Source organism: Desulfoconvexum algidum, assembly GCF_055382125.1.
The window spans coordinates 2,226,667-2,239,953 of record NZ_AP042394.1 but is presented as its reverse complement, the minus strand read 5'-3'; the positions used below and the strand labels follow the sequence as shown (position 1 = coordinate 2,239,953).

The window sequence follows — 13,287 nt, the reverse complement described above, 5'->3', positions numbered from 1 at the left end:
ATTTTAAATGAAAATTCCCCCCCCCTCTACTCCAAGTGATATCGTTGGATAAAAAGGATCAAAATTAAGCACATAGCGGGTACTTTTTAGTTTGCCTGTTTTTGTAAAAATTCCTTTATCAACCAAATTCCTTAAATCCCTTGTCGCTGTTGCCGACGGAATTTTGACAATTGACATATAATTTTTAGCACTAAAGCCCCCGGAAAATCCCCTGGGGCCTTCTTTAAAAATCCGCAATATGGCCTTTTTTTGTCTTGGATTCAGAAGCGTTTCATACGCATTAAAAAACTTTGCTTTGGCTATTACGAAATCAACCAATTTTATGGTCTGTTTCTGTGCTTCAATAATAGTTTTGCCAAAATAATAAAGCCAAGGCGTGATCTGATTGTTTTTGTTTTGGTGTTCTAAAATCATATAATAATCTTTTTTCTTATCACTGATCGTTGAAGATAAAGAGATAAGTGTCGGTTTCCCCAAGCTCTGGGACAGGGCCTTTTCAGTTAAAGCTCTGCCAATACGCCCGTTACCATCTTCAAAAGGATGAATGGTGACAAAATATAAATGTGTTATACCAGCCCTGATTAATGGCGACAACGGCACTTTTCCCCTTGGGGCTGTTTTATTAAACCAACTTATAAACCGATCCATTTCTCTTGTAATTTTAGAGGCGGGCGGGGCAATGAAATGGATTTTGGGTTTGTCAATTCGTCCAGACACCACTCGCATATCATCGTCACTTGTTCGGTATTTTCCCCTTTCTAAATCTGTTCTTCCGTTCAATAATTTGTCATGCCAGGCCCAAAGGATTTCATGGGATAAAGGAGAATTAAAATCCGTGTACAAATCTTTCATCATCATTGCGATACCAGCTTCTTCTGGTTTTATATTCCCATGTAAATATTTTTTTCCTAGACCAAACTCTTTAAAGATGGATGATTGAAGGCTATCCCTATCTAAAAATTCACCTTCTATTTCAGAAGTTTTCAATGCTTCGTTGCAGATAATTTCAATTCTGAATTCATCCAGATCTTCTTTAGAAAGGTGCCGCATAACACCAATAGAGATACCTGATTCTCGGGTATATTCATCTTCCAGGGAATCTAATTTTTTTTTGTTATAAGAAAAGTTGGGCCAATCGTCCTGTTGCCAATTCCAATTTTTAAAATCCATGATGTATAACCCTTTATTTTATAAATCAAAATATACTATTATTTGATCTATAAAACAACATTTTATACCTCAGCCTTTAATCTTTTGTTTTTACACCTTTTCCCATTATTTAAATTTATTGGCCAGGTCATTGTCAATCACGTAAATACAGGTTTCATTTGCACCTTGTTGTGTGTATCCGAATTTTGCGGCCAAATTGTCCATCAAAAATGTGACATCTCGTTTGATTCTCTTGTCATGGGTTTTAAATTTATCCGTGTCAAAATCCTTGATGGCATTTCTAAAATTTTCATTTTCAATAAAGGGTTCCAGCACCCGTTTTTTAAGGTTATGGACATATCGTTCGTACAAGGATTGAAAAAGCCTGGTTTCCAGAATATCTTTGCCTTCAATCATAATTTCCTGGGAAAGGGTTCTGGTGGTATATTCTTTTAATACATCCAGTCTGATTTCTTCTCTGCGCTTGAGTTCCATATTTTCAGCGATCAGTCTGTTTTCAATACTTTCAAGAAAGGCCTGGGTCACATGGATCTCTTCCTTTGTAAAGATACAGTTCACCACTGAATCCAATTCGTTTGTGACAGCGGAAATATAATTTTTAATATCCTTGGCAATCTGATCCTCATTGTAATAGTAGAGGGCTTCTTTCACCTGCTGTAGAATCGAATAATCATACATGCGCAGAAGGGAGGATAAAAAACCCGGGGGAATTAATTTTTTGGGTTGATCATCCAGTTTTTTGAAAAAAGTGCAAAGATCCGGCATACTGATCAACCGGTCTTCCTTGACATATTTTGAATAAAACTGATCAAATATTTTAATGGAATCTCTTCCTGACAAGCCTTCTTTTCCGTAAATTTCCGATTCGGAGATGATTTTTTTGAGCATACGTTTATCAAGGGCTTTGACATCCTCATCATCCAGCCAGCGGGGAATAGCGCCTGAAAAGATCTCCATTTTCAACAGCATGAGTTGTTCATCACAATAATTTTTATATTTGGCCGGGGTTTTGATCCATTCTTCCAGGGCCAGAGATTTTTTACCGATCCTGGTACAGATAATGATTCTGGCAAAATTTTCCAATACCATGGGCAAAAAACCGGTTTCAATATGCCGGCCGAATATGTTCAAATATATTTTGACCTCTGTCTTCACATCCAGCACATAGGGAATATCAATATATTGAATCCGATCGTCAAAGGAGGGGAAATCCCTAATATTTCGCTTATCTTCCGGATTCATCAAGGCAAAAAACAATGAATTTACCTGTTCTTCATGATTCTCAACCTTGTGAACCCCTTCTGAAATAATATTATGAAGTTCAACCATTCGGTCTACATTATGGGCCTTTATATCCATGAGGGCATAAATGCCATTGTTGATCCTGGCAAAATTTGACCCGATATAATTGATAACATTGCTGTCCTGGAACAAGGCATTAATCCTGTTTTGCAACATCGGATTTGAAATAATATTCTGTTTTAAGGGCTGATCCCCCGGGTTGAATACCGAGATACCATTTCCGATGCGCCGATTAAAATGATAGGGACGGGCATACAGCATTTTAAACACATCGGTAGGGTTCCCCAAGCGCTCCATCAACGAATGATAAATGGAGGCACAAACGGTACAAACCTCTTCTTTAAACACCCATTCATATTCTTTCTCCGTAAACAGCCGCCACTTGAATTCATCATTTTTTATGAGCTCATCGAGCACACTCCTTCTTTGTTCCTTGGGAATCACAAGAAAGGGGTTATCATGGGAAAGACAGGGAATCTCTATGTAATCCCTTTGGCCGTCCACAAAGTCGAGCGCTTCGGGCTTTATTCCTGCTGCGGCACTTTTTTCCGCTTCAACATATTGAATTAAGCGTTCAAAGGTAGACTGGGTCATGACAGACTTGTCTTTGTCCTGTAACTTTTTAATATCCAACCGCCATACAATCTCGTACCTGAGCCCCTCTTGGGTATTTGCATATTTTTCAAATTTTTTTAACAAATTATTTAAAAACGTGCTTTTTCCACACCCATGGGGACCATAGAAAATATAGATACGATTTTGCTGGGCACCGTGGCGCAAATATTCCATCTGTTTCATGAGCCGGTTGGCAAAAAGCATATCCGGGAAATAAGCATTGGTTGAATCCTCAACAAAGAGTCTTGTGCAGTCGTAGTTTGTAAACTTAAGTTTTTCCAGATCACCGGTAATGGATTCTTCGGGTTCGTCCACATAACTTTTAATCATATCATGAAAGGACTGAAAAATATTTCTCAGAATTTGAGAGGGATTGGCCTTTAAAACACTTAAAAATTCATGAAACCCAATGGGTTTGAGCCGATGATAATCTGTTATATTCTTATTAATCAGCTCAAGGGCCTGGTCCACAGATTCTGTGTCCACGGATTCTGTCGGGGATGGACTTTTTTCCATAATAACCTATAACTCCCGCTTATGCAGTTTACGATTTTCCATCAAATAGCGCACTCTCTTCCATTGAATTTCCCGGGGTTCCGGGATCTTGGGTACCGGGGATGACGGATCCCAGAAAGCGGTGTAATTTGCAGAAGGCTTACCTTCAGCAACGGGTTCACTGGTTTCTAAATGAACCGGACCGCCCCAAAGGTATTCCATACCCATCATGGCATTTTCAATAAAATCAAGTTTCAGGGGCTTTTCTTCGAACAAATGGTTTAAATACAGCACACCGTTGACACAATGGTCTGCATCCACCCGAACCTCCGGCGGATGATAAAGGGTGTCTATGATCATCTTTTTGTAGTCTTGGGCCCGTTTGGATTTAATATAATATTCCCAGGTCATCCGGGTTTGATTCAATCTCTTACCCGATACAAATAAATGATGTTTTGTTAAAAACTCCTGGTCAATATACCGGTTGATAAAGGTAAAATCATTTAGATTTTCCCTGACGGTAAAAATATAGTGACGGCCTGAGCGTTTTGACGCATCATATTTTTGCTTTTGTATTTCATCTCGCTGGCAATAGTAATCAAAGGAATAGCACCCCTTGTCCTCCATTTGTTCAATGTGCTGGAAAAGTCTCATACCAAGGGCGTAGGGGTTTAAACCCACCTTGGGCATGGATGTTACGCTGGCATTGACCTTTGCAAAATCTGATTCATGTCCGCATATTCTGTCATCTTGCATGAATAGATATTCGTGCCAATAACTTGCCCATCCTTCGTTCATTATTTTGGTTCTTATCTGGGGCTGAAAATACAAAGCGGTATTCCTGACAATCTGGATAATGGTCTTCATCCACTTGTTTTCATCCAGCTTTAAAAGCGGGGAATGCTGGATAATATATTCCATGACATCCGGCTCAGGGCGCTTGTTTAACACCTTTTCCTGTCTGTAGAGTTCCTCAAATTCAGGGTATTTTCCAATGACGGGATCAAAAAAATCTGTCCCTGTTCTTTGACAAGAATTGTACCGTGCCACCTCTTTTAAATAGGTATTATGGGAAACCTGCTTGCGCTGCTGTAAAAAAATATCAAAATAATAATCAATTTTATCGATCTGATATTGATTCTTATTGTCTGGATTCTCCCTTGTGATAATATGATTGAGTTCCCGGTAATACCCCACCAGGTTGTCCATCCCCCGGGAAAATTCTATCACATAATCCACCTGTCTTCCCTTTTCGGATCTTAGCTTTGCAATCAGCCGTTTGTCTGCAAGGGCCTGTCCTGTCAGATCAACATCCCAGGTGTTTTTATAAAAAAGATTGTTCTGAAAAAAATCAATATGTCCCAAAACATGGTAAAAAATCATGACATTGAGCCAGTCCGGATTGTTATCATTATAATAGGAAATGGCAGGCCGGGTATTGATAACGGTTTCGTAAGGATTCGAAGGATAGGCCTCATACATGCCTTTGCCCGACAATACTCTTACATCATGAACCCAGTAGTCATAGAGGGTGGGGATCATAATCTTGGGGCTCAGTTCGATCATATCCCGGTTGGTGACAATATACTCAAGGGTCTCGTCATCAAAACACAAGCCTGCATCCCGGGCCCGAACCTTGCATTCTTCCATTATGCCTTTGACATGTTGACTTACAAGTTCCATGGATCTTCGCCTCCCTGGCTAGTCAACTCAGGTTAATTAAATCTGGTCAATCAACTTTGGCTAATCAATTCGGGTGAATCAACCCAACCCTTAAAAAACAAACCCCCTTGGGACAAGGGTCAGGAGATAAGCCGTTTTATGCCCTGGATAATTCTTGCATCATCCGCATTTTCATCCATCACATCCAGTTTGATCAACTCTTTGTGCTTGCTCAATATAGAGGACGCTTTTAAATATTTTTCAACTTCCGTCTGCTTGCCGCCCACATAGGTATGTTCCACAATGGAAATACCTATTCTGGCCGCATAGGACATCATTCGCTCAATTTCGGCAATGGTCTGGGTGCCTTGTTTATCCCAATCATCCCCGTCTGTTCCGTGGAAGACATAAATATTATAGTCCCTGGCCAGACTCTCTCTTTCCACAATATCATTTACCAGTTTAAAGGCCGTAAACACCTTGGTGCCCCCGGCCACCTTGTAGGAATAATATTTATAAAAATCAGCCACTTCCTTGGCCTCTGTATCATGGAGAATAAACCGTGTTTCCACCTGTTTATCGTATTGATACATGAGCCAGGAATAGAGCATTACGTGCTGGGAAACAACGGCCTGGGTGACCTTGCCTCCCATGGAACCGGAATAATCCCTCAAAAAAAACACCAATGCCTGGGATTCAAACTCCTTTTCCCGGGATAAAATCCGATAGATCATATCCTGGGGAGATATAAGAAACTGGGTGGTATCGATATCGGAAATGTCCGGGATGCGGCCCAGCATGATATTGGTCTCGACAATTTTTTTCAGGGTGGCTTTTTTATCTAAGAACTGACCCACCCCTTTATTTTTATCCGTCAGATCGTAAACATATTTGGCCAGGGTTCTTTTTTTACCCTTGTCCTTTAAATTGGGCAGTTGAAAATCCTGGGACAACACCTTGCCCAGTTCATAGGCATTGGCCTCAAATTCATGTTCCCCCCCTTCTCCTTCTCCCGGGCCTTCACCAGACCCTTCCCCCTCCCCCTCTTCGGGTCGGACCGGCTGTTCTCCAATGATATCGCCTTCTTCTCCTTCTCCTGTTCCCCCGGAGGGTTCCCCCTCTCCTTGTTCCTGATCCATATTGATTTCGTCATGGATTAGTTTTTCTTCCACGGTTGTCGGCACCACGATAATCTTTTCCTTGCCGCCGGAACCGGGTTTTACAATTTGTCCGATGCGAATCTTTCGCTTGAAGCCATCTTCTTCTCTTTGTCTGTCTCGTTCAAGGAGTTCATCAAGGGTTATCATGACAGGGTCTCCCTTATTTAATTATCATCTTCCTGACTGCAAAAATATTCAATGGTCTTCTGGGCGCAGGTCTGACAATAGCCAAGTTTTTCGTTCATGGTATAAATCATTCGATCATAGAGCTTTTGATTTTCTTCATTTGTCCTGTTTGCAAGCGCGCCGATCAAGGAACCTGCCCCTGCAATATCGGATTTTAAGCGCACATCGGTAATGGCCTTGACCAAATCCAGATTGTCCATGAAATCGTAATTGGCATCCACACTCAATTTTTGTCCATAGATTTTTCGGATGGAATTTCTAAAAGACGCCCGCTGCTCTTCTGTTTTTAAACCCAGTCGTTCCTCAACATTCTTGATGTAGCGTTCATCAATTTTAAGTGCCCGCAGTTCTCCGGTCTGGGGATCCTTGTATTTCCACATCATGTCAGGCCCCAGGTGTTCAGCGTCCACCCCTATGATCATGTTTACATAATTTAACACATCCTTTTTAATGGCCAGGGGTTCATCCATATAGGCATTGAACATTTCCGTCATTATCCGCTCGCGATATAGCCCCCGGGCAATCTTCAGGTCTTCTTTAAATTTTGCACGGTCAGAGGGCTCCTGGACATAATCTAGCACTGTCCTTTCAAGGGCTTTAAAGATATCCAGGGCAAACATGCACTTGCCTTCATTGGTTTCCGAACTTTCCAGCAGCAGCTGAACTGCCCTTCCCAGGTTCCGCTGGCCCATTCCCTTTTGTCCGAACCGCTTGGTGATCTCGGTATCCTGGTTCAGGGAATCAATGAGTTCGGCCAGGGTTTTCAAACTCTTTTCACCGGCCACCTCCCCTGCCGCAAGCTTCATGATTTCAACGGGGGTTAATTTGTCGGAACGGGGCAGCCGGGTCAACACCACGCCAACGGAAGCCGCATAATTTAAGTTGGGATCCTGGTGAAGCACCTCGTGGGCCAAGGAGCGTTTGGTGTCGGTACCAATGGCATACTCGGTTAAATAGCGTTGAATCTTATAATCTGTGTTGTGGGCCACATAACAAATCCTGCATCTATCGATGATGGGGGCTTCTTCCCGTTCGGATAAAAAGGTGTCAAACTCGGAATTGTTGCTCGTGGCAATAATCAGGGTATCAATGGGCCATTTAAAACCGTCCAGTTCAATGGTCCGGTTCTGGATCACCCCCAGGTAAACCTGAACCAGATCCTTTTTATTCTTATAGATTTCATCACTGAAATGAATCCCCCCGCCGGCAACCCTTGCAAGGGCCCCCCGTCGCAGATCAAACCGATACGGGTTGTTGGAATCAGATATATGAAGCAACCGCTGGATGGATTCCTCCCCCATAAGATCCACAGCAGATGAGGTTATTTTGTCCTTGGCGGGATATTTACCGGTAATGGTGCCAAGACTCTCAATCAACGGCACCTGGGTAATTTCTATAAACGACAGCATCTTGGTAATATCGTTATCGCAGGTTTCCCTGATCTGATTCCAGATATAGGCGGAACAAGCCCCCAGGGGCCTATATTTATCATAGAGAACGTCTATTTTCCGGGGTGTAAATTTAAACTTTTTGGATAAATATTCCATGGAAAGTGATTTTGTTTCGTCAAGACTCATGGCAAGAATCATGGGGTCTTCATAGGTCTGGGATTCGATAAACTGGATTTTGCCGTATCCCCCCAGTTTATCTAAATTAACAAACCTGAAGGTGTATTTTCTGTTTTCAGGGATGGTTAAAAACTCCCGGTACCGTGCGCAGAGGTATTCCACCAAAAAGGTCTTGCCGTTGCCGGGTTCTCCCACCAGTACAAAGGCCATTTCCCTTGAGGACCCCCCTTCAGAAGCATCCTTTACAAAAGAAACAAGGCTGTTAATTTCATCATACATACCAATGAGATGTTTTTTCCCCTGGCTGAACAGATCAAATTGATAGGTGGTCTTTCCTTTAACGGTGATTTTTTGAATACCGGCATCCAGAATCATCCGGGAAACACCTTGAAAGGCATCTTCAAAAACTTTTTTCCCTTTTTTAACCGCATCAACATGGTGTACCAAGGATTTTGGATTTGCTTTGTTGGCCATTTTACCCTCCCTAAGCAGCAAAGAGACAGCTGCCAGTCAATATTGATTGGAATTTTTCTATTGCAGGTACAACAGGCACACATTTGCTGCTTTGCCAGTTGAGAGTTACAAAATTGAGATTTCAAAAAGAAGCGTCAGGCGATGCGCATTTATCAGAACGAGACCTAGGATTAGATGAAGACGAGATACCTATTTACTAACAATATAACAAGTTAAAAAAACAGTGTCAAACGATTTGCTCGATTTTCAAAACCGTGGTCGGTCATTTGGTTCAGCAGTTCTAATCGCTATCATTACAAAGGTCTTGGTTTATTGATTTTCCTAAACTTCCCATAGATATTTCTTTCTGTGTGAACAAATTTATGATACCAGTATACTATTTAATTAATTTGTCAGGACCTTAATGAATCCCAGAACCGTAACCACTATTGTCGACCCTGATCGTTGCACCGGATGCGGCCTTTGTCTTGAGGTTTGCCCGTCTGACACCCTTTCTCTTATCGATGGTATTGCCGTTGTTACGGGAGAGTTTTCTCTTTCATGCGGTCATTGTATGGCCGTTTGTCCTGTAGACGCCGTTAAAGTGACAGCACTTGACGATGAAATGACCTCATTTGAAACCTTTTCTCTGGATAAAAAATGGATGAAATTTGGGGAGTTCCCCACCACAGATCTGGCCAGACTGATGGCCTCCAGAAGATCGTGTCGAAACTTTAAAACCCGGCCCGTGGAACCTGAAATTTTACGGGATCTCATTAAATTGGCAATTTTATCCCCCTCGGGAACCAACAGCCAGGAATGGAGATTTACCTGCCTTTCCTCTCGGCAATCGGTCATGAATTTGGGTACATCCATAAAACATTTTTTCCAAAATTTGAATAAAAAGGCTGCGAATCCATTTTTAAGAAAAGGGCTGCGTCTCGTGGGCGTCAAAGCCCTTGATGCCTATTATAAAGAATATTATGCATCTGTAAAGGATGCCATGGATGAAATGGAAAACCAGAATATTGATCGGCTGTTCCATGGTGCAACTGCCTGTATTCTGATCGGCAGCGGCCGGGAAGCCAGCTGCCCCAAGGAAGATGCCATGCTGGCCGCAGGAAATATTTTACTGACGGCCCACACAATGGGACTTGGATCCTGCCTTATCGGGTTTGCCGTTGAAGCCATGAAAACAGACAAAACCATCCAGACCAAAATAGATATTCCAAAGGGCGAGAGGATACATGCCGTAGTTGCTTTGGGATATCCAGATGAAACATATCAGCGAATTACGGGTAGAAGAAAACCCATAATCCGGTTTAAATGAGGCAAAAATGAACCAGGAAAAATCATTATCAATTGCAGACATCGCACGAGAACTCAATTTTGGAATTGTCACCCTGAAATTTGTTTTAAAGCGGTTCCGCCCATGGCTTTCCTTTGAGCATATTGACGGACACCCTTACTATTCGCGCAATACCATCCCTATTTTAATTAAAATCCAAGAATCTCTGGAGGCAGGATTACTGCCATCGGAAATAGATCAGGAACTTAAAACCGGGTCACAGGGATTTTCCAATTCAATAAAATCAGGTTCAATGAAATCGGACCCCATAAAATCAGGTCCCATAAAATCTGACCAAAGCATGGACCACAATTTTCTCGAACAGCCCAATGAAGATATTCGGGTAAGCAAGGATGGGCTCACGCTTATCAAATCTTTATTTAATGATATTGCAATTCAGCAGAACCGGGTGGCCACAGCCCATGAAAAAAGGGCAACCGCAGAGGAAAGAAAAGCCGTTGCCATTGAAAAACGAGCCGAAGCTGAAGAAAAAAAAGCCATCGCCATGAACAATATTGCCAATGCGCTCCAGGAGATGAACCACCACCGACGCCTTGATTCCCCCGCAAGGGAAATGGTGCACACGGCAGCACAGGTAATGACCCTTGAAACAAACCAGGATATGGACCTGGCAGATACCGGGAATACCGGTAATACCGGGGATACCGAACAACAAGATTACCCGGAAATATTTAATTCTCCAGATCCCTCCATCGATCTATTGGAAGCCAGTGAAATTCAAATGGATGATCTGTCTGATTTAATCGGGGAGGATATTCTCCTTGAAGACCCCCTTGTGGATGTCCAAAATATCCCGGAGATTATTTCTCAACAACCAGAAGATCCCACCCACACAACACAGATAGAACCCCAATTAGATGATTTGGCCGCTCTCATTGAGCCGGAACCCCAGCCAGTCAACCCGGCAAAAAAAGAGGAAATATCTGAAATTGATGACCTGTCGAGGCTTATAGATGAGCCGATACCGGATCCAGCTATGGACGATTTATCGGCCTTGATCGATGCGGTTTCAACCCAGGCCTCACCGAAAACAAATCTTTTAGATGACCCATCCCGACCAGATGACCTGTCCTTATTGGATGACCTGTCCCTGTTAATTGAGGACAGCGCTTCTTTGGAAACTATGGAGCTGGACGATCTATCGTTGCTGATAGAGACCCCAGTGGAACTGGACGATCTGTCGTTATTGATCACAGATTCCACCGTTCCCGATTCCCTGCCCCCCACGGATAAGACCATAGCGTCGTCCATGGACGATCTCAGCACCCTTATTAACGACACGCCGTCTTTAAAACCGGATATCACCCCGGAAAAAAATCTTAAGGAATACAAGGCGGCTGTGATGAAAATAATTTTAGGGCTCAAAACTCAAGATTTGAGTGCAGAAGAAACCACACGACGCCTTAACCAGGATGGGGTTCAGACGATTTCAGGAAAATCACAATGGAGTGAACAGGCGATTTCCCAAATATACAAATTTATTGATTCTGCCAGATAATTTGAAGGCCAGTCTATAATAGCAGGAATGTGTATTTTCTAATAGTAATCTTGTTCTCGTTGATGCCGAATCGCCAAAATTGTAACAACTTCAGCATTCTCAATCTCAAATAAAACGACATAACCACTTGCACCAAAGGATATTAGAATCTCCCGCAAAAAGGGATTGTCAATAACCGCTTTTCGGCAGGTAAACGGGGAATTTCTTAAAAATTCAATGCTCTTTTCTATCTCTTTAAGTGCTTGCCGGGCAACCTCAATATCATATTCCAATAGAAAGCGATAAAGCCGTTTAATATCATTTTTTGCGCTCCTGGTATAACGGACTCGATAACTCATTCAGCCTTTGCGTTTGAAAGCATGTCATCCAGGTCATTTAATACATCTTCTGCATCAAAATACTCACCGGTTTGTCTTGCTTCTTCCCGTGATGCAAAACCACGTGCAATGAACTCATTTTTCATCTGTCGATATTGAATACCGGTACGCAGTGATTCAATTACAAAACTTGATAACGTTTCTCCATCCTGTAAAACACTTTCTGCTGCATGCCGCAATTCTGGATTCACACGAAGCGATGGAATTGTTGCTGTTTTCATATAGTTTTCCTTTCTTTTAGGTGCATCGCATTAGCAACACAATACCAAATTAAAAAAGGAAAATCAAATATGTATTTTAAACTTGTCGGACGATGGCTTTACATTCGTTTCGGATCCCTGAAATTTTATTTATCTGCCAAATAAGTTTATTTATTTGGCACCTGCTTTAATTGCAAATTCGGTGTTTACAAATTTTTCCAGGTCAATAAGACTTGTCATAATCTTCATTTTATCCATCATATATTTCTGGATGATATCAAGATCTTCTATTACCGGGAACAGCTCACCTGTGGTAATTCGATCCGGCGGCATGGTGAGAACTTTTCGGATCAATTCTTTGTCCTGGGATAAAAAGTCACCCCCAATAATGGCGGCAGGTTCTGGTTGTGCATCAATGGCAAGACCCGAGCGCACAAAGCTGTTGCAAATTTCCTGGATTGCTTCGGGATGTTTCTCGATAATCTCTGATCTCATGACAAAGACACAACAAGGATGCCCCGGCCAAAGATCCTTTGACAGGGCAAATTCTTCACCGTGCCCCTGGGCGATTACCTGGGACCCAAAGGGTTCTGCCACAATAAAACCGCCTATCTCACCCTCTTCATCATATTCAATTGCTTCGGGCATCTGAAAAGGCGCCACAACTTCCAGAGTCACATCAATGCCCTTTTCTGTGGACCGTCCAGGTTTGAGCCCTTTTTCCGATAACAGCTTGTGAAACAGCATGTTGTGGATGGAGAGTTGGTAGGGTATCAAAACGGTTTTACCGGCAAAATCTTCTATTGTTTCGATATTGGCGTTTTTGCTCTTTACCAGAATACTTCCGGATTTGTGGGCAAGCAGCAATAATTTTAAGTCCACCCCGGATTTGAACAAATCCATGGCAGTGGGGGCAAGAATCAACGCACCATCAAGGGATTTGACAGCAAGTGCGTCTGCAACCTCATTCCACCCATTCTTAACAACCGGCTCAAGTGTGCAATGCTCAAATTTTTCCATCCCTTTTTTTAATTTGAGATCCGTCACCCCCAGGATAAGATGGTCTGTAATTTTTAAATAGCCGATCTTTATTGCAGGTTTTTCCGCCATCAAGACACCTCCGATTTATAAGCGCATATAAGGCTGTTTCCCTTGTATTATGTGCAATCTTGTTTCAAGGTCAATATAAATATCTGGCCAAGCCAGATGATAGTTCTATAAAGCTTTTGGGC

Annotated in this window: 10 protein-coding genes; 2 read left to right on the top strand and 8 right to left on the bottom strand. The window is 42.3% G+C overall.

Annotated elements, in window-relative coordinates:
• Positions 1-3 precede the first annotated feature (3 nt).
• The 5 genes from ACZ45G_RS10210 to ACZ45G_RS10190 form a co-directional block, all read right to left on the bottom strand.
• On the bottom strand, positions 4-1,170 hold the full coding sequence (locus ACZ45G_RS10210) for a Fic family protein (RefSeq protein ID WP_464177680.1): 1,167 nt from the start codon (positions 1,168-1,170) through the stop codon (positions 4-6).
• 105 nt (positions 1,171-1,275) lie between these two features.
• The gene (locus ACZ45G_RS10205; RefSeq protein WP_464177678.1) at positions 1,276-3,603 is read right to left on the bottom strand and encodes a serine protein kinase PrkA; all 2,328 of its coding nucleotides are present in this window, start codon (positions 3,601-3,603) and stop codon (positions 1,276-1,278) included.
• Positions 3,604-3,609: 6 nt separating this feature from the next.
• A complete protein-coding gene (locus tag ACZ45G_RS10200) occupies positions 3,610-5,265 on the bottom strand; it encodes a SpoVR family protein (protein ID WP_464177676.1) in 1,656 nt (551 codons plus the stop codon).
• 119 nt (positions 5,266-5,384) lie between these two features.
• Positions 5,385-6,551, bottom strand: a complete 1,167-nt coding sequence (locus ACZ45G_RS10195) for a DUF444 family protein (RefSeq protein WP_464177673.1) — start codon at positions 6,549-6,551, stop codon at positions 5,385-5,387.
• Between the two features lie 17 nt (positions 6,552-6,568).
• On the bottom strand, positions 6,569-8,632 hold the full coding sequence (locus ACZ45G_RS10190) for a serine protein kinase PrkA (protein WP_464177671.1): 2,064 nt from the start codon (positions 8,630-8,632) through the stop codon (positions 6,569-6,571).
• A 403-nt stretch (positions 8,633-9,035) separates the two neighbouring features.
• On the opposite strand from ACZ45G_RS10190, the gene ACZ45G_RS10185 reads away from it, so the two are divergent.
• Entirely contained in the window at positions 9,036-9,941 is a 906-nt protein-coding gene (locus ACZ45G_RS10185) for a nitroreductase family protein (RefSeq protein ID WP_464177669.1), read from the top strand.
• A gap of 7 nt (positions 9,942-9,948) precedes the next feature.
• Entirely contained in the window at positions 9,949-11,478 is a 1,530-nt protein-coding gene (locus tag ACZ45G_RS10180) for a hypothetical protein (protein ID WP_464177667.1), read from the top strand.
• A gap of 38 nt (positions 11,479-11,516) precedes the next feature.
• Here the strand turns inward: ACZ45G_RS10180 and ACZ45G_RS10175 are convergent, their stop codons facing one another.
• From ACZ45G_RS10175 to ACZ45G_RS10165, 3 genes are all read right to left on the bottom strand, one after another.
• Positions 11,517-11,816 (bottom strand): type II toxin-antitoxin system RelE/ParE family toxin, encoded by a 300-nt coding sequence (locus ACZ45G_RS10175; protein ID WP_464177665.1) that lies wholly within the window; start codon positions 11,814-11,816, stop codon positions 11,517-11,519.
• Complete coding sequence (locus ACZ45G_RS10170) at positions 11,813-12,076, bottom strand: YlcI/YnfO family protein (protein ID WP_464177663.1); 264 nt, start codon at positions 12,074-12,076, stop codon at positions 11,813-11,815. The genes ACZ45G_RS10175 and ACZ45G_RS10170 overlap by 4 nt, the downstream gene beginning before the upstream one ends.
• 150 nt (positions 12,077-12,226) lie before the next feature.
• Entirely contained in the window at positions 12,227-13,165 is a 939-nt protein-coding gene (locus tag ACZ45G_RS10165) for an ABC transporter substrate-binding protein (RefSeq protein ID WP_464177661.1), read from the bottom strand.
• Between the last annotated feature and the right edge of the window lie 122 nt (positions 13,166-13,287).

Excerpts from the sequence above, each read along its gene's own strand:
- ACZ45G_RS10185 (WP_464177669.1), top strand. The coding sequence starts at position 9,036 with ATGAATCCCAGAACCGTAACCACTATTGTCGACCCTGATCGTTGCACC.
- ACZ45G_RS10175 (WP_464177665.1), bottom strand. The coding sequence starts at position 11,816 with ATGAGTTATCGAGTCCGTTATACCAGGAGCGCAAAAAATGATATTAAA.
- ACZ45G_RS10180 (WP_464177667.1), top strand. The coding sequence starts at position 9,949 with ATGAACCAGGAAAAATCATTATCAATTGCAGACATCGCACGAGAACTC.
- ACZ45G_RS10210 (WP_464177680.1), bottom strand. The coding sequence starts at position 1,170 with ATGGATTTTAAAAATTGGAATTGGCAACAGGACGATTGGCCCAACTTT.
- ACZ45G_RS10165 (WP_464177661.1), bottom strand. The coding sequence starts at position 13,165 with ATGGCGGAAAAACCTGCAATAAAGATCGGCTATTTAAAAATTACAGAC.
- ACZ45G_RS10200 (WP_464177676.1), bottom strand. The coding sequence starts at position 5,265 with ATGGAACTTGTAAGTCAACATGTCAAAGGCATAATGGAAGAATGCAAG.
- ACZ45G_RS10170 (WP_464177663.1), bottom strand. The coding sequence starts at position 12,076 with ATGAAAACAGCAACAATTCCATCGCTTCGTGTGAATCCAGAATTGCGG.
- ACZ45G_RS10205 (WP_464177678.1), bottom strand. The coding sequence starts at position 3,603 with ATGGAAAAAAGTCCATCCCCGACAGAATCCGTGGACACAGAATCTGTG.
- ACZ45G_RS10190 (WP_464177671.1), bottom strand. The coding sequence starts at position 8,632 with ATGGCCAACAAAGCAAATCCAAAATCCTTGGTACACCATGTTGATGCG.
- ACZ45G_RS10195 (WP_464177673.1), bottom strand. The coding sequence starts at position 6,551 with ATGATAACCCTTGATGAACTCCTTGAACGAGACAGACAAAGAGAAGAA.